Below are 21,016 nucleotides of genomic sequence, written 5' to 3'. Positions count from 1 at the left end.
GTTTAAATTCAGGTAATAGGTAGTAACTTAATGACGCGGAAAATTGAGGAACAATATCAACCAACGCAACTGGAACCAGAAGTACAGCAGCGTTGGGAACAAGACCAAGTATTTACGGTAACGGAAGATGAGAGCAAAGAGAAATTCTATTGTTTATCAATGTTTCCGTATCCAAGTGGTAAGTTACACATGGGCCATGTGCGTAACTACACGCTTAGTGATGTTGTTGCTCGCTATCAACGTTTACTTGGAAAAAATGTTCTTCACCCTATTGGTTGGGATGCCTTTGGTTTGCCCGCAGAAAATGCAGCGATTCAGAATAAATCAGCTCCGGCTAAATGGACCTACCAAAATATTGGCGATATGCGCAACCAATTGAAAGCCCTTGGTTTTGGTTACGATTGGGATCGTGAGTTTGCTACCTGTGATCCAGAATACTATCGCTGGGAGCAATGGTTCTTCACTAAGCTTTATGAAAAAGGCCTAGTGTATAAAAAGAACTCTACCGTGAACTGGGATCCGGTAGACCAAACCGTGTTAGCCAACGAGCAAGTTATTGATGGCCGCGGTTGGCGCTCAGGCGCGTTAGTTGAACAAAAAGAAATTCCACAGTGGTTCGTAAAAATCACCGCCTACGCCGATGAGCTTTTGCAAGATTTAGAGCAACTTGATGAATGGCCTGAGCAAGTAAAGGCGATGCAGCGAAACTGGATTGGCCGCTCCGAGGGTGCCCAGATCACCTTTCAAGTAGAGCAGATAGATATGGCGTTAAGTGTTTACACTACGCGCCCAGATACCCTTTTTGGCGTAACCTATATGGCTGTGGCTGCGCAGCATCCATTAGCGCAAAAAGCGGCTGCTGAAACCCCTGAAGTATCCGAGTTTGTTGAGAGTTGTAAACAACAAAAAGTAGCCGAAGCAGAGCTGGCAACTATGGAAAAGCGCGGCATTGCCACCGGCTACACAGCTAAACATCCGCTTACTGGCGAATCAGTGCCAGTTTGGGTAGCTAACTTTGTTCTTATGGATTACGGCACTGGTGCAGTAATGGCGGTACCAGCGCATGATCAACGGGACTTCGAGTTTGCTACCACTTACAAACTCAACATTAAACCGGTAATCGATGCGGGCACCGACCACGATTACACCGTTGCCGCTCTGGTTGAAAAGGGTACGTTAATTAATTCCGGCGAGTATAACGGCTTAACTTCAGCTGATGGCTTTTCTGCTATTGCTAATAAATTGCAAGACATGGGTGTTGGCGAACGCCAAGTAAACTTCCGCCTTCGTGATTGGGGCGTATCGCGCCAACGTTATTGGGGAACCCCAATTCCAATGCTGAATCTAGAAAATGGCGATTCAGTTGCGGTGCCAGAAAATGAGTTACCTGTTCGCTTGCCCGAAGATGTGGTGATGGATGGCGTAACCTCGCCCATTAAAGATAACCCAGAGTGGCGGAAAACTACTTACAACGGCATGCCTGCTGAGCATGAAACCGATACCTTTGATACCTTCATGGAATCAAGCTGGTATTACGCTCGCTATTGCTCGCCGCAACACAAAGAAGGCATGTTAGACCCAGAAAAAGCAAACTATTGGTTGCCTGTTGATCAGTACATCGGTGGTATTGAACATGCCATTTTGCATCTATTGTATGCACGTTTTTTCCACAAATTAATGCGCGATACCGGCTTAGTTGCCTCAGATGAACCGTTTAAACGCTTACTTTGCCAAGGTATGGTGCTCGCCGATAGTTACTTCCGCGAAGATGCGAATGGTGGTAAATCTTGGTTCTCGCCTGTTGATGTGGATATTACTCGCAACGAGAAAGGCGAAGTAACTCAAGCCATTTATCGTAAAGATGGTGAGCCAGTTACTCATGCCGGCATCAGCAAAATGTCGAAATCCAAGAATAACGGCATTGACCCTCAAATCATGGTAGATAAATACGGCGCCGATACTGTGCGCTTATTTATGATGTTTGCGGCACCACCAGAACTTACCTTGGAGTGGTCGGATTCAGGTGTTGAAGGAGCTCACCGCTTCCTCAAGCGAGTTTGGAAAATGGTTTATGATTTCCAAGATTACGCTGGTAACTTTGAGCTCGATATCAATGCGTTGAATAGCTTACAAAAAGCGCTGCGCCGCGAAGTGCATAAAACCATCAGCAAAGTAAGCGATGATATGGGCCGGAGGCAGAATTTTAATACTGCGATTGCGGCTATTATGGAACTGAGCAATCATTTACAAAAAGCGCCTCTTGAATCAGCGAATGATAAAGCATTAATGCAAGAAGCACTGGATGCGATCACTATCATGCTCGCACCAATTACCCCGCATATCTGTGAGCGGATGTGGCAAGCGCTCGGGCATGCTGATGATATCAACTTCAGTGGGTGGCCAGAGGTAGATTCACAAGCGCTGGTAGAGGATGAAAAACTTGTTGTTTTGCAAGTGAACGGCAAGGTGAGAGCTAAACTCACAGTGCCTGCGGATATCAGTAAAGAAGTAATGGAAAAGCTGGCACTTGAACAACCGCAAATACAAAAATACACCGAAGGCTTAACCGTTCGGAAGGTGATTTATGTGCCCGGTAAGCTTGTTAACATCGTGGTAAGTTAATCATGAATGTTTATAATCGCCTCTGTGCACAGAGCAAACATGTTCTCACAATAGCATGCGCGGTGCTGTTATTGAGCGCCTGTAGTTTTCAGTTGCGGGGCGATTATCAAGTAACCTCACAATTACAAAATTTATCTCTGGAAGCACCCGCTCGTAGTGAAATTCGAACGCAAGTGTTGGAAACGTTCAGCCAACGCGGCATCAATGTTGTTGCACAGGCATCTGGCACTACTCACGTAGTTGTGCATCAAGATCGCCTCGATCGCCGAATTCTATCGATGTTGGCATCGGGGCAAGTGGCAGAGTACGAAATGATTTATGTGCTACCGGTAACTATCACCACACAAAATGGTGTAACTACCAGCCACAACATCCAAATCTTACGCGATTACCAAGACGACCCAAACTACGCGTTGGCAAAAACACGAGAGCTCGAACTTTTGGTTAGTGAAATGCGAACGGAAGCCGCCAACCGGCTTTTATTGCTGTTAAACCAATTAACCATTGATTAGGTAGAGGCGATTATTTGCAAGTTTATGCAGAGCGTTTAGCAAACCAGCTCAAGCAACCCTTAGCACCGATTTATTTGGTGTTCGGGGACGAACCTTTTTTAGTTTCAGAGTGTTGTGATCGCATTCGCAAGAGTGCCCGCAAGCAGGGTTACGATGAGCGCCAGCGCTTCACTCAAGATAAAGAGTTCAATTGGGATAGCTTATTCCATGCAAGCCACACACTCTCCTTGTTCACCAGCAAGCAAATTATCGAATTAGAATTACCCGAGGCAAAACCGGGCCGTGAAGGTAGCGCAGCGTTAGCTGAATATGCCACCACACAAGCACCGGATCAGCTGCTTATTTTATTCGGTGGTAGGCTGCGCAAAGACCAACAAAAAAGTAAATGGTTTAAAGCGCTTGAAAACAACGGTGTATTCGTTCCCGTATACGCACCAGATCGCAACAAACTTCCGGCCTTCGTGCAACAACGTGCAGAAAAGCTTGGCTTAGCAATCGATATGCCTGCCATCCAGCAGCTATGCAATTGGTATGAGGGTAATTTGCTGGCTCTCAGCCAGGCTCTAGAGAAACTTAAACTGCTCTACCCGGAAACAACAATCGATTTAGACGCGGTTACAGCTGCTAACGAAGATAGTAGCCGTTTTGATGTATTTGCTTTGCGCGATGCGTTAATTCAACAAAAGCCAAAAGCCTTTTTACATTGCTTACAACGTTTGCTCGAAACAGGCACAGAGCCGGTTCTCATTCATTGGGTGTTGCAAAGCTTACATTTCACACTTATTAAAATACGTAAGGCAATGCGCCAGAAACAAAACTTACAACCTATCTGGGCTGCTGAGAACATTTGGCAGGCACAACAGGAATATTATTTGCAGTTAGCTCGCAAAGATACGCCCTATCGTAGCCAAGCCCGCATTCACTTGCTTGAACGTCTTGAACTTGCGTTAAAACGCGATTCTGGCGAATCAAGCAAAGTATTAGCTAGCCACATTGGCCTACTTTTTATGCCACAACTCAACCAGCTTGATTCGTTGGCAGCCTTTACCCACTCAGCTAACTATGAGGATTGGTAATTATGGCGAATAGAAAACGGCAAATTGCTATCGTTGGCGGCACATTCGATCCCGTACATTGGGGCCATCTAAAACCTATTCTTGCCGTAGCCAAAGATTTTGATTTCGAATGCATTCATTTACTACCTACGTGCGCGCCACCCCACCGGCAGCAGCCTGAGGTTTTGAATACCCACCGGCTTGGTATGCTTGACGCCGCTTGCACCTTAGATCATCGATTCGTTGTGAACGATTGGGAGTTACGCCAAGGTTTGCCTTCGCGAACGTTGCCGACGCTCAAACATTTTCACACCGTTTCTGCAGATGCTACGTTGTATTTTATCATTGGCATGGACAGCTTGCTCAATTTACCAGATTGGCAACATTGGCAACGGTTATTCGATTTTGCTCATTTTATTGTTATTCCTCGGCCTGGCTATAATCTTGCCGATGCAAGTGCCGATGTGAAGGCCTTGCTTGCCGAGCGCCAGAGTAACAGCAAGGAAATGCAAACAGGCGCGGGTAAAATTTTTATTGCCAATACTGAGCCTCTAGATATATCCGCAACCGAGCTTCGCCAGCAACTGAAGAATTCGGCGCAGCGCCCTGAGCTGTTACCAGAGCCTGTTTGGCAATATATTCGTGAACACGATCTTTACCGTTAGCGATAGCTGCATCAAGGGCTGTACTCGTGGTACACTCTGCGGTTAACAACATTTATAGGAGTAACCGAGCGTTGCAAACCGAACAATTACGAGATTTTATTCTCAGCAAAATTGAAGACCTTAAAGGCCGTGATATTCAAGTTCTTGATATCCGAGACAAAACAGATGTAACCGATTTCTTAGTGATTTGTTCTGGCAACTCTAAAACCCACGTTCGCAGTATTGCCAAACATGTGGCGCTTGAAGCTAAACATGCTGGCGAAGTTGCCTTGGGTATGGAAGGCGAAGACGACGGCGAGTGGGTTTTAGTTGATTTTGGTCCTGTTGTTGCGCACGTAATGCAAGATAGTACTCGAGATTTCTATCAGCTCGAAAAGCTCTGGGGTTAAACAACCAGTATGCGTTTACAGTTAATCGCCGTGGGCAATAAAATGCCGAGTTGGGTGGCCACTGGCTATCAAGAATATGCCAAACGAATGCCACCTGAATTGCCCCTCGATTTAGTTGAAATACCCGCAGGTAAACGCAGTAAAAAAGCCGATGTTGGAAAACTTACCCAACAAGAAGGTGAAAAAATGCTAGCGGCATTGAGAGGCCCAACCCATGTGGTAACCCTCGAAGTAAATGGCAAGCCATGGGATACGCACAAATTAGCCCAACGTATGCAGCAATGGCAGCTCGATGGCCGCGATGTAGCCTTTTTAGTAGGTGGGCCTGAGGGCCTGTCGGCTGAATGCCAGGCCCGAGCTGATGAACGGTGGTCTTTGTCGCCTTTAACCTTGCCACACCCGCTTGTTCGTGTTGTTATTGCTGAAGCACTATTTCGTGCTTGGAGCCTACTGAGTAATCACCCTTATCATCGCGAATAATTAAAACATGAAAAAACGCGTTCCGATTCGAAATCATCAAGCTGAATCAGCCTTATTTGGGCGCAGAGCTATTGTTAGTTTGAGTATTGTTGCCATTGTATTTCTCGGTTTACTCGCGAACCTCTATCAACTTCAAGTTACCAGTTTCCAAGAATTTCAAACCCGTTCAAACAGTAACCGCATCGTTGTTCTTCCAGTCGCGCCCAATCGCGGCCTGATTTATGATCGAAACGGCAGTTTACTTGCGGATAACACACCTGTTTATAGCCTCGAGGTATCTCCTGCAGAGGTTAACAATATTGCCGATACTATCGAGCGATTAGTGGCGTTGCTCAGCCTACCAGAAGATACCGCGGATACCTTTTATGTTCGTTTGAATCAGCCGCGGCGATTTCCGCAAGTAACCTTATTTGATAATTTGAACGAACAACAAGTTGCTCTTTTTGTCAGTGCACAGCATCAATTTCCGGGCATAAACATCGAAGGTCGTTTGCAACGGTTTTATCCCCATAGAGATCTACTTACGCATACCTTGGGTTATGTGGGCCGCATCAATCAGCAAGATGTTACAAGGCTTCGTGAACAAGAATTATATGCTCAATACGCTGCTACTCGAACCATCGGCAAGCTTGGTATCGAGCGCTATTATGAAAATATTTTACATGGTGAAGTGGGCTATCAAACCGTAGAAGTGAATAATCGTGGCCGAGTTGTTCGTACTTTGGATTTCAATCCACCAACACCCGGCAAAGATATTCATTTAGAGATTGATATTGGTTATCAGAAAGTAGCGAGGCATCAACTGCGAGGACGCCGCGGCGCAATTATTGTTTTAGATGCAAATACCGGCGGCGTTTTAGCGATGTATTCTAACCCTGGGTACGATCCCAACTTATTTGTTGGTGGTATTTCCAGCAATGAATACCGTGAACTGTTAAATAACTCCGCAAATCCCTTAATTAACCGCGCTACCCAAGGCCGCTATCCCCCTGCCTCTACGATAAAGCCGCACTTAGGCCTTCTCGGTTTGCACTTAGGGGTTATTACCGCCGATTCAACGGTATGGGATCCTGGCTGGTACCAGCTCGAGGGTGTTGAACGCCGCTTTCGAGATTGGCGGCAGCAAGGGCACGGCTGGGTTGATATTACCAAAGCCATCGCTGAATCCTGTAACACCTACTACTATGATTTATCGTTTAAGCTTGGTATCGATAATATTTCCAGCTTCATGAGCGAAATGGGCTTTGGCGAGCGAACGGGTATTGATATCACAGAAGAAAGCACTGCGTTGATGCCAGATCGTGGTTGGAAACGTGCTCGTTATAATGAGCCTTGGTATCAAGGTGAAACCTTATCCGTTGGTATCGGCCAGAGCTTTTGGACGGTGACACCCCTGCAACTGGCTACTTCCACAAGCATTATCGCTACCGAGGGCCGCCGCCTACAACCACGTTTATTGCATGGTATTGGCGAGCAAAATGCCATTGAATATAGCGAAATTATTGAAAAGCCGCCCTTGGTAATAAGCGATTCTGCCCATTGGCAAACCATCAAGAATGCAATGCGCGCCACGATCACAGATGTCCGTGGCACAGCACGCATGGCGTTTATTAACGCGCCATACACCGCCGCAGGTAAAACAGGTACCGCACAAGTAGTGGCTTTAAGTGATGAAACCGACGAGCGGCCGGAAACTGAAGATGTTATCGAGCGGTTTCGAGATAACGCAACTTATGTAGGATATGCGCCGGCGGAATACCCTGAAATTGTAGTTGCAATCGCTATCGAAAACGTGGGTGGTGGTGGCCGCAATGCAGCCCCAGTATCACGTGCATTAATGGATTATTATTTTGCTGACGATGCCGGTAGAACTGCAATTCTGCAAGCTATTGCCGATGAGGAAGTCGATGCAAACAACTGAAGAACGCCAACGCCATCCTTGGCTTGCTAAATTACACATCGATGGCCCTCTGCTGCTGGGGTTAATCGCACTTAGCTGCGTTAGTTTATTCGTAATTTATAGCGCAGGTGGCCAGGATTTAGGCTTGGTGCAACGGCAAGTGATCCGCATGGGGATATCTTTTGGTGTACTCTTCATTGTGGCACAAATCGCCCCGGATACCTTCCGCACTTATGCTTTTCCAGTTTATATCGCCGGGCTATTGATGCTCGTAGCGGTGATGTTTTTTGGTGTTACCGGGAAAGGCGCCCAACGCTGGCTCGATATTGGTGTAACACGCATTCAGCCCTCTGAAATTATGAAGCTCGCGGTGCCTATCATGCTCGCTTGGTATTGCGCTCGCAACCCGCTGCCAATTCGTTTCCTACAAGTATTGGGCGGTCTTCTTTTGGTGATTGCACCTACCCTGCTGATTGCTCAACAGCCCGATTTGGGTACCTCGGTGCTGGTTGCAAGTAGTGGTATTTTTGCGCTATTTCTAGCAGGCATGAGTTGGCGCTTAGTATTCGCTGGTATCGTTGCTCTTGGCGCATCTCTGCCAGTTTTTTGGTTTTTTCTACTTCGAGAATATCAACGCCAACGCGTACTCACATTTTTAAATCCGGAGAGCGATCCACTTGGCTCCGGATATCACATTATTCAATCTAAAATAGCCATTGGCTCTGGTGGATTTGAGGGCAAAGGTTGGTTACAAGGCACACAATCACAACTCGAGTTCTTGCCGGAGCGGCACACCGATTTTATTTTTTCTGTATTTAGTGAAGAGTTTGGGTTTATCGGCGTGGTTGCCCTACTAGCCTTGTATGGTTTTGTTATTTTTCGCGGTATGCTGCTATCAATTCGTGCCCAAAGTAACTTCCAACGTATCCTTGGTGGTAGCATTACGCTAACCTTCTTTATTTATGTACTGGTTAATATCGGTATGGTTTCCGGAGTGTTACCCGTTGTCGGCGTGCCCCTTCCGTTGATAAGCTATGGTGGCACCTCAATGGTAACTATGATGGCGGGTTTCGGGATAATAATGGGTATTGCCACCCACAGGCGGCTTGCTATTAGCCAATCAACATAGCGGTAAAAGGAATCTCTAATGTTACGTTTATTCCCTTCTATGATTTCCAGTTTGATGTGCAAACCTCGAACGTTTGCCGCTCTAACCATGGCGGTTTTTGCATTTAATCCAGTTGCGAGTGCTGATGATTGGAGCGCAGAAGAGCAAGCCTTCATTCAAGAACTCGAACAAGATTATCAAATACCAAGAGCACGAACCGAGGCATTATTGCGAGATGCCAGTAAGAGCCAAGAAATTATTGATGCCATTACTCGCCCTTGGGAGGCTCGCCCATGGCATGAATACTACACCATTTTTCTTACCGAGCGCCGCTTAGAGGCGGGCATTGAGTTTTGGAACACACACGAAGAAACTCTAAACCGAGCAGCTGCAACCTATGGCGTAGCGCCTGAAATCATTGTCGCTATCATGGGCGTAGAAACCTTTTATGGTACCATCATGGGCCGTCATCGAGTGTTGGACGCTTTATACACCCTCGGCTTTCATTATCCGCCACGGCAAACATTTTTCCGTGGTGAATTACGCCAGTTTATTCAGTTGAGTGAAGAAGAAAATATTCCAGCGAACGAAATTTTAGGCTCCTATGCTGGCGCAATGGGCTTTGGCCAATTCATTTCCTCCAGTTACCGCCACTATGCGGTTGATTTTGATGGCGATGGCGTGCGCGATTTGATGGGGAACGTGGATGATGCTATCGGTAGCGTTGCCAATTACTTCGCCGAGCATCGCTGGCAAGCAGGCCAACCCGCGGCAGTGCCTGCCTGGATAAGTGAAAATACACCTGTGGCTGAGCTCACCTCCGGCCGTGGCCAAACACTTACTCATACAGTAGGCGAACTGCATGAACAAGGCGTTCACTTTATCACTGCCCTTCCGGATAGCACGAAAGCGCGTTTATTTGCTTTTGAGGAAGCAAATGGGAACTTCTCATACTGGGTTGGGCTACCTAACTTTTATGCCATTACGCGGTATAATCACAGCCCACTATATGCGATGGCTGTTTTACAATTATCAAAGCAACTTCGCGAACATAGAAAGTAAACGTTGGCCGCAAGAATGAAAATAGATAGAAAACCAGTGCTGGCAATAAAATTAACCTTCATTGCCTTTAGTTTGCTCACTCTAAATGCTTGCTCAAGTAGCGCCGAGCAACGCTACAGAATGTATCAAGATCAGGCTCCAGCGCGCACTCCAACCGCTGCTGAATTGAATCAGATTGAGCCACGATATGAACCCATAAGCCGCGTAGGTAACTTGCCATACGAAGTAAATGGTATTCAATATTTCGTGCTTGAGAGCAATCAAGATTACAGTGAAGAAGGCATTGCCTCTTGGTATGGGCAAAAATTCCATGGCCACCGAACCTCAATGGGTGAGTTCTTTGATATGTATGGCTTAACTGCTGCACACAAAACTCTGCCTCTACCCAGCTGGGTGCGGGTTACTAATTTAGATAACGATAAACAAATTGTGGTGCGCGTAAATGATCGTGGGCCGTTCCATCCTGACCGCATCATCGATTTATCTTACGCCGCAGCTTACGCTCTGGGAATCGATAAAACCGGAACCGGCCGAGTACATTTAGAAACCATCACGCCAAATAGAAACAGCAATGTGCTCTTAGATCAAAGTGCAAATTACGAATATACCCACTTCATTCAAATTGCAGCCGCCCGTGATATTGCGAATTTGCAGAGTATCCAATTACGTTTACAAGAAATTTATGCCCTTGATGCAACTACCGAGCAAAGAAATGGTCTGAATCGGTTATTATTAGGCCCGTTTACTGAACAGCAAACCATGCAATGGATTAATCGGCTGCAAGCGGATGGCTTTAACGGAATATTCCGCGTACCTATCAATCAAACCCAGTAAACATATCGGTAAAAGCATATTTATTCGCCCGTTTAACTAAAGAGAAAATTAGTCATTATGAAAAGCATTCGAACTTTATTTGTTGTAGCGAGCGTTGCTCTAATTCTTTGGCAAGGTGTTGCTAATGCGCAATCGATTGTGCCACCGGTGCCAAACGTGAATGCGAAAGCATACGTGATGATGGATTACACAACCGGGCAAATTATCGCCAGTGAGAATGCCGATGAGCTGCACGGCCCGGCAAGCCTAACCAAAATCATGACCAGCTACATCATTGGTAATGAATTACGCACTGGCAATATTGCCGAAACCGATATGGTAACGGTGAGCCGCAATGCTTGGGCGCGTAATTTTCCGGGTTCATCATTAATGTTCATCGAAGTAGGTAAAGAGGTATCTGTTGCCGATCTCAATTACGGTATTATGATCGCTTCGGGTAACGATGCTTGTGTTGCTATGGCAGAGCACATAGCTGGAACCGAAGATGCGTTTGTGAACCTGATGAACACCTACACCACACAACTCGGGATGACCAACACCACTTTCGCAAACTCCCACGGTTTGCCCGCTGATAACCAAAGGACTACAGCTCGAGATATGGCTATTCTTGCACGCGCCATGATTCGTGATGTGCCCAATCAGTATGAAATTTATCAAAATCGTGAATTCACCTACAATGGTATTCGTCAGTACAATCGGAATTCACTATTATGGGATCGAAGCCTTAATGTTGATGGCATGAAAACAGGCTTTACCAGTGAATCGGGCTATAGTTTAGTGACCTCTGCTACCGATGGTGATACCCGCCTGATAACAGTAGTAATGGGCGCGAATAGCGAAGCCGCGCGTGCTGCTGAATCAAAAAAATTATTGAACTATGGCTTCCGCTACTTTGAAACAGTTACCGCTTATAGCACTGGCGATGAAATGGCGAGCCAACGTATTTGGGGCGGTGATATCGACGAGATTCAACTTGGTGCCGGCGAAGATGTGGTTATCACCCTTCCTCGGGGTCAACGCCAAAACCTTACTGCGAGTTTTGTTCTCGATAACGTGTTAGAAGCACCACTAGCTGAGGGACAAACGGTTGGAACGGTTAATTTAACGCTAGATGGTGAAGATATTGCTAGTTTCCCATTAGTGACGTTACAAGCTGTTGAGCAAGGTGGCTTCTTTAAGCGTATAATGGACAATATTAAGCAAAGATTTAATGATGAGTAGTTTAAAACCCTAACGGCTGCCCCCATATAAAATTCATAGTGTTGAATAACCATGAACCTCAAGCGACCATGATGAGATGGTTTAACAATGAGATGGTCCGTTAGAAAAGGATTAAAACAAAAATCTCCGCTTCAAAACGGAGATTTTTGCTTATTTATCATAACAGTTGATTTATTCAAGCCGGCAACACTGGATAGTAAACGCGAACGGTTTCCGACTTGAGGACTAGCTTTGAGACTAGCTTTGGGACTTGCTTTGGGACTTGCTTTGGGAGTAGTACAATGAATACAAAATTTGATGAGCTTTTAGATTTTCCCTGCGATTTTACTTTTCGAGTGATGGGTGTGGCTTCCGAAAATCTTCCCGATGAAATTATATCGGTTGTTCAGAAGTATGCACCCGGCGATTACAGCCCAGAAATAAAACCTTCTAGCAAAGGCAACTACTGGTCTATTTCGGTAAGCGTTGTGGTAACTAGTAAACACCACGTTGAAACGCTTTATCGTAGCCTTTCCGATATTGAAGAAGTACGTTACGTACTCTAACGCCGGTGTAACCAAAGGTTTAGCCGTGATGCTGATCGTAATCGCACATAACAACGTTAACTCACCTGCAAACAAAGGCTAATAACCACATGCTTTATCGGGTGGTGTTCCCAATCCAGCGGAGTATAATAACCCCATGCGAAAGTTAATCATCCGCCAGCTCCAGAACATGGCCTATGAGCCGGTTTGGAAAGCGATGCAGAACTTTACCGATAATCGTGATGAAAGCACAGATGATGAACTCTGGGTAGTTGAGCATCCGCCGGTATTCACCCAAGGGCAAGCGGGTAAAGCAGAGCATCTATTGGCACCCGGAGATATACCCGTGGTGCCTGTTGATCGTGGCGGGCAAGTTACTTACCACGGGCCTGGCCAATTAGTAGTGTATTTCCTACTAGATATCCGCCGCCGCAAGCTCGGTGTCCGGCAATTAGTAACTGCCATAGAAGATACAATAGTGGCGCTGTTAGCTGAACGTGGCATCAAAGCCGCGCCACGCCCCGATGCGCCAGGTGTTTACATTGGTGAAGAGAAAGTGTGTTCTTTAGGCCTAAGAATACGCAAGGGCTGTTCGTTTCACGGCTTAGCACTTAATGTGAACATGGATTTATCGCCTTTTTTAAGAATTAATCCATGCGGCTATGCCGGCATGGTAATGACACAAACTTCGGCCCATGGTGGGCCAGATACTGTTAAACAAGCAGCTGAGCGTGTTGTGCAAATATTCGCAGAGCAACTTAGTTACATTCAGATTGAAGAACAAACGGGGCTGCCTGAACCTTATGTCTAAACAAGCAACGTCAATCAAAACGGCGAAACTAGAAGCCGGTGAAAAATTACGCGATGCCGATAAAATGTCGCTTATTCCTGTGAAGGTGTTACCCACTGAGCGCGAGCAAATGTTGCGTAAACCCGAGTGGTTGAAAGTGAAGTTGCCGCGCACAACCGATAAAATCGATAAAATCAAACAAGCCATGCGCAAGCATGGCCTACATTCTGTTTGCGAAGAGGCCTCCTGCCCGAATCTGCCAGAATGCTTTAATCATGGCACAGCCACCTTCATGATTCTTGGTGATATTTGCACGCGCCGTTGCCCATTTTGTGATGTAGCTCACGGCCGGCCTCTGCCTCCGGACCCAAAAGAAGCTGAAAAACTTGGCGTTACCATTCGTGATATGGGTGTGAATTACGTAGTTGTTACCTCAGTTGACCGTGATGATCTGCGCGATGGTGGCGCTCAACATTTTGCTGATTGTATTCGTGAAATACGGGCCTACACTCCGGATATCAAAGTTGAAGTGTTAGTACCTGATTTTCGCGGTCGCATGAATATAGCTCTCGATATTCTCAGTGCCGAAGCTCCCGATGTATTTAACCACAACCTAGAAACCGTGCCACGTATGTATAAAGCCGCACGCCCTGGAGCAAACTATCAGTGGTCTTTAGATTTGCTTAAGCTATATAAAGAGCGTCGTCCAGATGTGCGAACCAAATCTGGATTAATGGTTGGTTTAGGTGAAACCAATGAAGAAATTCTCGAAGTTATGGAAGATCTTCGCCGCCATAACGTGGATATGTTAACCATTGGCCAATACTTGCAGCCAAGCCGGCATCATATCCCGGTAGCACGCTATGTAACACCGGATGAGTTTGCAATGTTCAAACGTGAAGCTGATCGTATGGGCTTTACACAAGCAGCCTCTGGCCCACTAGTGCGCTCGTCGTATCACGCTGATCTACAAGCCGCTGGTATTGAAGTAAAGTAAGCGTGCAATCGTTGATTGTTCGCACTTAATCGCATTTCTCTAGATTTATAATGTAAAACAGGGTGTGATGGGTAACTATCGCAGCTAATTATAAATCTGGAGAAATCTATGCGTAGCTTGGTCCTCTTATTATCTCTGTGTTTGCTCTTTGCAAATACAGCCATGGCAAATCCGGTACAAACCGGTTATCTCGAACCTGCTGAAGAAATTGTTGATATCGTTGATGCCGCTCCTGCCCCCGGCGCTAGTTTAAGCGGTGACGGCGAGCTCTTACTCGTTTTAGAGTATCCAGCGCTGCCGGTACTCGCTGATTTAGCCGTTTCTGAACATCGTCTAGCTGGTGTTCGCATTAACCCAGACAACCAAACGCGAGCACAAACTCGCTACATCTCCGGCTTTCGTTTAGTTAGCACCGCAAACCGCGAGGAAATTGAAATCCGTGGTTTACCTGACAACCTACGTGCGATTGGTGTGGCTTGGTCGCCAGATAATCGCTATATTGCCTTTGCGCAAATGGAAGAAACAGCTACTCATTTGTGGCGTATTGATACCCAACGCGGCCGAGCTACGCGTTGGTCAAAAGCCGATTTAAACGCTGTATGGGGCCCGCAACTTGAGTGGAGTAAAGATAGTAAATCTATTTATACCCTTGTTGTGGACACGAAGCGCGGCAACGCGCCGCAACGAAGCCGCGTTCCTGCCGGCCCGGTGGTTACAGAATCTCGCGGGCGCACCGCCCCCTCGCGCACTTATCAAGATTTATTGGCCGACAGCCACGATGAAGCACTTTTTGATTATTATTTCAGCAGCCAAGTTGCTCGCATAAATGAGCGTGGCCGCGTTCAGAACTTAGGTGTTCCGGCTGTTATAAACAGTGTTAGTTTAGCGCCGAATAGCCAATTCCTATTAGTTACTCAGTTAAACAAGCCTTACTCTTATGCGGTTCCGCAGTTTCGTTTCGCTCGCACTACCTCGGTTTGGAATCATGCTGGCGAATCCGTTTACACGGTAGTGGAACAAGAACTTGCCGATAATTTGCCCATTGGTTTTGATGCCGTTGTTCCCTCGCGCCGCAGTATTAGCTGGCGAAACGATGCGGATGCTACTCTAATTTGGGCTCAAGCCGCTGATGGCGGCGATCCACGCGCCGAAGCAGAAGTGCGCGATCAGCTCTTCCAGCTCTCTGCGCCATTCAACCAAGAGCCGAAAAAACTCGCCGATTTGAGCTTTCGCTTTAGCCGCCTTTTAGCCGCCGATGGCGAAACAGCGCTTGTTTGGGAGCGTTGGTGGGCTGAACGTAATGAACGTTTATGGCGAATAAGCCCTGATGGTAATGCCGAACCTGAATTGGTTTGGGATCGCTCATTCGAAGATCGCTACAACGACCCGGGTAGCCCTTTTACGCAACAACTCGCGGATGGGCGCAGAGTATTAATTCTGGAGAATGATCATATTTTACTTACCGGCACTGGCGCTTCGGATGAAGGCGATCGGCCATTTATTGATCGCCGTAACCTAAGCACCGGCGATACTGAGCGCTTATGGCGTTCGGAAGCGCCTTTCTTTGAACGCCCGCGGAATATCATTGATGTAAATGCACTCACCTTCTTAACCCAACGTGAAAGCATTGATACGCCGCCTGATTTTTATGTTCGTGATATTAAAAATGAGAAGTTAACGGCACTCACGAATACGCCTCACCCTATGCCACAAACTCTGGAGATATCCCGCGAATTGGTTAATTATGAGCGTGAGGATGGCTTACCTATGTCAGCTACACTTTATCTCCCAGCAGGGTACGATAAAGAAACTGATGGGCCATTACCCACTATTGTTTGGGCTTATCCGCGAGAATATCGCAGCTCAAGTGCTGCTGCCCAAGTGAGCGGATCACCGTATGAATTCAATCGCATTAGCTACTGGCGGCCGCAATTTTTGGCTACACAAGGCTATGCTGTATTTGATAATGCAACGATGCCGATTGTAGGCGAAGGTGAGCAACTGCCTAACGATACTTTTATTGAACAGCTTATTATGAATTCCAAAGCCGTTATTGAATTTGGCACTGAGCTGGGTGTTAGCGACCCAGAGCGCTTTGCGCTTGGCGGGCATTCTTACGGCGCTTTCATGACGGCTAATGTACTTGCTCATTCCGATTTGTTTAAAGCCGGTATTGCTCGTAGCGGTGCTTATAACCGCTCGCTTACACCCTTTGGTTTCCAACGGGAAGAACGAACCATATGGGATGATCCGCAGTTGTATCAAACCATGTCGCCTTTCTTCTCAGCGCATCAAATTAAAACACCGCTGCTATTAATTCATGGCACCGATGATAACAACTCGGGCACCTTCCCAATGCAAAGCGAACGCTTGTATCAAGCCGTTAAGGGTAACGGAGGTGTTGTTCGCTTAGTGATGTTGCCATTGGAATCACATGGTTATCGGGCGCGTGAATCTGTATTGCACATGCTCTGGGAAACCACTGAATGGCTCGATGAATTTGTGAAAAATGCCGATGTAACCGAAGCTGAAGAATAATTACCCTCGTATTTCGCTCTGAAAGCGCCTCTCGAGGCGCTTTTTTATTGCCCGTTTAACTGATTTTGTATGAGTTGGATATAAAGTGCTGGAATGTTGCCAATTTGATGTTGTTCCATCCATGTTGTATCAGCTACTGGCTTCCAAGCATATCGCCCTGTGCCCTCACAAGTACTTGCTTTAAACAGGCCTACTTTGCCGCTATCGGGCGAGCCTAAGCGCCAAATGCCGTTAGGTTCCTGTACTCCGAGAGGTTGTTGCAAAAAATCATACCAGGGTAAGCTTTGTTGAAATACCCGCATTTCTTGTGGTGTTAACCAAGCTTTATCTGTAATCACCAAATTATTCGCGGTGAAGTTAAATTCACCATTGCAAAACTGGCGCGCTAACTCTGAATGCATTGGATATTCATCGGCTAAGCCAAGCGCATGGCCAAATTCATGCTTTAATACATGCACACTGGCTGTTCGCTGCAAAAACACTACACCGTTCCGCGTGTTTGCTAAACCGGTATCAGCAAGCACGATATCAAATTGCGGTTTTACTGAAATGTCTGTGGCTTTAGTGGTTTGCAAAGGAGCAGATTCTGCAGCCGATGCAGGCGCACGAGATTCTGATATTAAACGTGCTAACGAGTCTTTATTAGCAGAGCTATTGCTCTGTGGTAACGGGCGACACCAAGCGCGGCCCGCTTGCTCAGGGCAATTATCGGAATACACATCGAAGTGCAATGATGCACAAAAACGCAGAGGCGAAGGTTCTGCTAGAGAATCAAGGCTAGCGAGGTTTTCCGCAGCGAAAAGCTCGGTTAATCGTTGTTGCCAGTATTCTACACGTACAAAATCATCTGGTTGGCCATGAAAATTCAAATGCAGATCACAATCTTTTGGTGCAGCAACAACTCGCGGCAACACTCGGGCTGTCGCTTGTGCTACCGCTGAAGATTCACCGGGCGCTTCATCTGTGTTGTTATGCCGATTATCAGCCGGTAGCTCTGAGCGAAAAAACGATGTTTCCAAACTTAGCCAAGCCAACGCACAAACCGCCGAGGCCGTCAGCACAAACAGCGTTATTTTGCTTCGCAAGTTTACTTATTCCTGTTCAGTGCGAATACTTTCACGTAAACGCGCTATTTCCGAACGAGCATAGCGATGCTCCAAGTAGGCATAAACGTTGGTGGATAAAGATAACTTAAAGAAGTTCAAGGCGTTGTAATTCTGCCCTTGGGCAGCAGCCACCTTGCCCATATAAAAATAGGCTTCACATAAGCGATGATTCAATTCCGTTTGATCTTCACTGCCAGAAAAAGCTTCTCGGATAAGTTCGTCCTCGCTAACCTCATTCACTAAATAAGCAAGAATTTTCTGGCCCCAGGCATCACCATCGGCTTGCGGCCATTGCTCGCGAATTTGTTCTTCAGCGCGGCCTGAATCAATTTGTTTGGCTGCAAAATAGTACCAAATCACTCGAAATGGGTCTTGCGGATCTTGAAAATAGTGATCGGCAAAATCCGCCATCGCTAAATCAAACTGACCGTTATAGTAAGAAGCTAAGCCCCGATTCAGATACACAAAATCATGATTCGGTTCCAATTCAATTACGCTATCAAAGGCTTCGAATGCACCGGCATACTCGCCCCGCTCAGAAAAATAGATACCTAACGAGTGATACGCATCTACTAGGTCGGGTTTTAACTCGATGGCTTGATTAATATCCACAAGCGATAATGTTTTCAAACCCAAATAATCGAAGGTTACGGCGCGGCGTAACAACACATTGGCTTTTTGTTCATCATCAAGTTCGGCGTTGTAGAGAATTTCCGTAAGCTGGAGTAACTCTATTTCCATATTTTGATCTGCAGGCAAGGGTTCTACTAGATACAGTTGTGCATCGCGATGCCCGGCAACTTCTATTCTTTCTTCTGATTCTTCAATAACATCGGGATCATTTGGAGATACCGCACAGGCGGAAACAAAAAATAAACTCAGAACAAAGCTAAGCGCTAATTTGCTCTCTTTACGAAAGAATCTTTGATTCACAATGGATACTCCAAATTAAAAGCTGTAGCTTCATTACACCACAGTTAACAGCTACAAAAAAGCCGCAAAAGTTACCTTCTGCGGCTTTTAACAAGCTCAAATTATCAGCTATCGAACTTACTCTGCATCAGAATCTGCTGCTGGTGCAGGTGCTTCTTGCGCTTCTTTCATGCTCAAGCGCACACGGCCCTGGCGATCGATTTCCAATACTTTCACTGGAACCGTTTGGCCAACCGTTAGGTATTCATTCACATCTTCAACGCGTTTATCGCTGATTTGTGAAATATGCACTAAGCCATCTTTACCTGGCAAAATGGTTACAAACGCACCGAAATCTACGATACGCGCAACTTTACCTTCGTAAATGCGCCCTACTTCAACTTCAGCTGTTAACGCTTCAATACGCTTAACTGCGTTTTGAGCAGAGGCATCATCAGTAGCTGCAATCTTGATCGTGCCATCGTCATCGATTTCGATTGTTGTACCCGTTGATTCAGTAAGTTCCCGAATCACCGCACCACCTTTACCAATTACATCCCGGATTTTCTCTGGGTTAATTTTCATGATGTGGAAGCGCGGCGCAAAATCAGATACGTCGTCGCGAGCTGTGCTGATTGCTTGGTCCATTACGCCCAAAATATGCAAACGAGCCGCTTTCGCTTGCGCTAAGGCTTGTTGCATGATTTCTTTAGTGATCCCTTCAATCTTGATATCCATCTGCAAAGCAGTAATACCAGTGCTGCTACCCGCTACTTTGAAATCCATATCGCCAAGGTGATCTTCATCACCGAGGATATCGGAAAGCACTACGAATTTATCACCTTCTTTTACCAAGCCCATTGCGATACCGGCAACTGAAGCTTTGATTGGTACGCCAGCGTCCATCAATGCTAATGACGTGCCACACACAGAGGCCATTGAGCTTGAGCCATTTGATTCGGTAATTTCCGATACGATACGAACCGTGTACGGGAATTCATCAGCACTTGGCATAACGGCTAACACACCGCGCTTCGCTAAACGGCCATGGCCAATTTCGCGACGCTTAGGTGAGCCTACCATACCAGTTTCGCCAACACAGTACGGAGGGAAGTTGTAATGTAACATGAAGCGATCGGTGCGCGGACCCATGATTTCATCAATATTCTGTGCATCACGCTCTGTACCTAAAGTAGCAGCAACAATGGCTTGTGTTTCACCACGAGTGAACACAGATGAACCATGTACGCGAGGAAGCACGCCAGTGCCTACGTTAATAGCACGAATCATGTCAGGTTCACGACCATCAATACGCGGTTCACCGGCAGTGATGCGAGTACGCACAACTTTTGATTCTAAATCGTGGAAGATATCGCCAACTTCTTTCTCGTTGAGTTCTTCATCTTTTGCTTTTAGCTCCGCAATAACTTCTTTTAAAGCAACGCCTAAAGCCGTTTTACGTTCGCCTTTATCGGTAATACGGTAAGCTTCACCGATTTTACTTTCGGCCAATTCTTTTACTGCAGCGATTAAAGGTTCGTTCTTCGCTGGTGCTTGCCAATCCCATTTCGGAGTATTTACTTCAGCGGCAAATTCATTCACTGCAGAAATCACCGATTGCAATTGCTCGTGGCCATACATAACAGCGCCAAGCATTACATCTTCGCTTAGTAAGTTAGCTTCTGATTCAACCATTAATACGGCCGCTTCGGTGCCCGCTACTACGAGATCAAGATCAGAGCTTTCTAGTTCGCTCGGTGTTGGGTTAAGCACATACTCGTTGTTGACAACACCTACACGCGCAGCACCAATTGGGCCGTTGAATGGGATACCAGAGATTGCTAGAGCAGCGGAAGTACCGATTAACGCCACGATATCAGGGCTCACCTCAGGGTTTAAAGAAACCACAGTAGCAATTACCTGAACTTCGTTGTAGAAGCCATCTGGGAACAACGGACGAATTGGACGATCGATTAATCGGCAGGTTAATGTTTCATTTTCTGATGGGCGGCCTTCACGTTTGAAGAAACCACCTGGAATTTTACCCGCAGCGTAAGTACGCTCTTGGTAGTTCACGGTCAATGGGAAGAAATCAACATCGGGACGGGCTTCTTTTTTGCCCACTACGGTCACTAGTACTGTTGTGTCATCCATACTTGCCATAACCGCCCCGGTTGCTTGCCGAGCGATTGCGCCGGTTTCCAAGGTTACGGTGTGTTGGCCATACTGAAATTGTTTAATAATTGGATTCACGTTTTCTTTTTCCTTTAACTTACTTTCTTAAATTCGCCCTTTCTTTTC

At 46.4% G+C, this 21,016-nt stretch carries 18 protein-coding genes; 15 read left to right on the top strand and 3 right to left on the bottom strand.

Annotated features, from left to right (window positions below):
- Nucleotides 1–42 precede the first annotated feature (42 nt).
- From leuS to CWE08_RS06270, 15 genes are all read left to right on the top strand, one after another.
- Nucleotides 43–2,622, top strand: coding sequence for a leucine--tRNA ligase (leuS, locus tag CWE08_RS06340; RefSeq protein ID WP_126766993.1), 2,580 nt, complete (start codon nucleotides 43–45; stop codon nucleotides 2,620–2,622).
- Between the two features lie 2 nt (nucleotides 2,623–2,624).
- Nucleotides 2,625–3,134: an LPS-assembly lipoprotein LptE gene (locus CWE08_RS06335; RefSeq protein WP_126766845.1), complete on the top strand. Its 510-nt coding sequence runs from the start codon at nucleotides 2,625–2,627 to the stop codon at nucleotides 3,132–3,134.
- Between the two features lie 14 nt (nucleotides 3,135–3,148).
- On the top strand, nucleotides 3,149–4,210 hold the full coding sequence (gene holA, locus CWE08_RS06330) for a DNA polymerase III subunit delta (RefSeq protein WP_126766843.1): 1,062 nt from the start codon (nucleotides 3,149–3,151) through the stop codon (nucleotides 4,208–4,210).
- Between the two features lie 2 nt (nucleotides 4,211–4,212).
- Nucleotides 4,213–4,854, top strand: a complete 642-nt coding sequence (gene nadD, locus CWE08_RS06325) for a nicotinate-nucleotide adenylyltransferase (protein ID WP_126766841.1) — start codon at nucleotides 4,213–4,215, stop codon at nucleotides 4,852–4,854.
- A 71-nt stretch (nucleotides 4,855–4,925) separates the two neighbouring features.
- Nucleotides 4,926–5,243 carry a ribosome silencing factor gene (gene rsfS / locus CWE08_RS06320; RefSeq protein ID WP_126766839.1) on the top strand — a complete coding sequence of 106 codons (318 nt, stop codon included), beginning with the start codon at nucleotides 4,926–4,928 and terminating at the stop codon, nucleotides 5,241–5,243.
- A gap of 9 nt (nucleotides 5,244–5,252) precedes the next feature.
- Entirely contained in the window at nucleotides 5,253–5,723 is a 471-nt protein-coding gene (rlmH, locus tag CWE08_RS06315) for a 23S rRNA (pseudouridine(1915)-N(3))-methyltransferase RlmH (protein WP_126766837.1), read from the top strand.
- Nucleotides 5,724–5,730: 7 nt separating this feature from the next.
- On the top strand, nucleotides 5,731–7,644 hold the full coding sequence (gene mrdA, locus CWE08_RS06310) for a penicillin-binding protein 2 (RefSeq protein WP_126766835.1): 1,914 nt from the start codon (nucleotides 5,731–5,733) through the stop codon (nucleotides 7,642–7,644).
- Nucleotides 7,631–8,752 (top strand): rod shape-determining protein RodA, encoded by a 1,122-nt coding sequence (rodA, locus tag CWE08_RS06305; RefSeq protein ID WP_241973851.1) that lies wholly within the window; start codon nucleotides 7,631–7,633, stop codon nucleotides 8,750–8,752. Before mrdA ends, rodA begins: the two co-directional genes overlap by 14 nt.
- 18 nt (nucleotides 8,753–8,770) lie before the next feature.
- Nucleotides 8,771–9,793: a lytic murein transglycosylase B gene (mltB, locus tag CWE08_RS06300; RefSeq protein ID WP_241973850.1), complete on the top strand. Its 1,023-nt coding sequence runs from the start codon at nucleotides 8,771–8,773 to the stop codon at nucleotides 9,791–9,793.
- Nucleotides 9,794–9,808: 15 nt separating this feature from the next.
- Nucleotides 9,809–10,627, top strand: coding sequence for a septal ring lytic transglycosylase RlpA family protein (locus CWE08_RS12420; RefSeq protein WP_126766832.1), 819 nt, complete (start codon nucleotides 9,809–9,811; stop codon nucleotides 10,625–10,627).
- 57 nt (nucleotides 10,628–10,684) lie between these two features.
- A complete protein-coding gene (locus CWE08_RS06290) occupies nucleotides 10,685–11,848 on the top strand; it encodes a serine hydrolase (protein WP_126766830.1) in 1,164 nt (387 codons plus the stop codon).
- A 281-nt stretch (nucleotides 11,849–12,129) separates the two neighbouring features.
- On the top strand, nucleotides 12,130–12,393 hold the full coding sequence (gene ybeD, locus CWE08_RS06285; protein ID WP_126766828.1) for a DUF493 family protein YbeD: 264 nt from the start codon (nucleotides 12,130–12,132) through the stop codon (nucleotides 12,391–12,393).
- Nucleotides 12,394–12,529: 136 nt separating this feature from the next.
- Nucleotides 12,530–13,183, top strand: a complete 654-nt coding sequence (lipB, locus tag CWE08_RS06280) for a lipoyl(octanoyl) transferase LipB (protein ID WP_126766826.1) — start codon at nucleotides 12,530–12,532, stop codon at nucleotides 13,181–13,183.
- Nucleotides 13,176–14,159, top strand: coding sequence for a lipoyl synthase (gene lipA, locus CWE08_RS06275; RefSeq protein WP_126766824.1), 984 nt, complete (start codon nucleotides 13,176–13,178; stop codon nucleotides 14,157–14,159). Before lipB ends, lipA begins: the two co-directional genes overlap by 8 nt.
- A gap of 108 nt (nucleotides 14,160–14,267) precedes the next feature.
- Nucleotides 14,268–16,697 carry a S9 family peptidase gene (locus CWE08_RS06270; RefSeq protein WP_126766822.1) on the top strand — a complete coding sequence of 810 codons (2,430 nt, stop codon included), beginning with the start codon at nucleotides 14,268–14,270 and terminating at the stop codon, nucleotides 16,695–16,697.
- Between the two features lie 44 nt (nucleotides 16,698–16,741).
- Here the strand turns inward: CWE08_RS06270 and CWE08_RS06265 are convergent, their stop codons facing one another.
- The 3 genes from CWE08_RS06265 to pnp all read right to left on the bottom strand — a co-directional run bounded on the left by CWE08_RS06265 (nucleotide 16,742) and on the right by pnp (nucleotide 20,968).
- Complete coding sequence (locus CWE08_RS06265; protein WP_126766820.1) at nucleotides 16,742–17,782, bottom strand: zinc metalloprotease; 1,041 nt, start codon at nucleotides 17,780–17,782, stop codon at nucleotides 16,742–16,744.
- Nucleotides 17,783–17,788: 6 nt separating this feature from the next.
- On the bottom strand, nucleotides 17,789–18,736 hold the full coding sequence (gene nlpI, locus CWE08_RS06260) for a lipoprotein NlpI (RefSeq protein WP_126766818.1): 948 nt from the start codon (nucleotides 18,734–18,736) through the stop codon (nucleotides 17,789–17,791).
- Nucleotides 18,737–18,853: 117 nt separating this feature from the next.
- Nucleotides 18,854–20,968 (bottom strand): polyribonucleotide nucleotidyltransferase, encoded by a 2,115-nt coding sequence (gene pnp / locus CWE08_RS06255; protein WP_126766816.1) that lies wholly within the window; start codon nucleotides 20,966–20,968, stop codon nucleotides 18,854–18,856.
- Nucleotides 20,969–21,016 lie beyond the last annotated feature (48 nt).

The sequence above is a fragment of the Aliidiomarina iranensis genome, assembly GCF_003987135.1.
Classification (GTDB): domain Bacteria; phylum Pseudomonadota; class Gammaproteobacteria; order Enterobacterales; family Alteromonadaceae; genus Aliidiomarina; species Aliidiomarina iranensis.
Note: the sequence above shows the minus strand (reverse complement) of the source record. Positions and strands in the feature narration are given on the sequence as shown.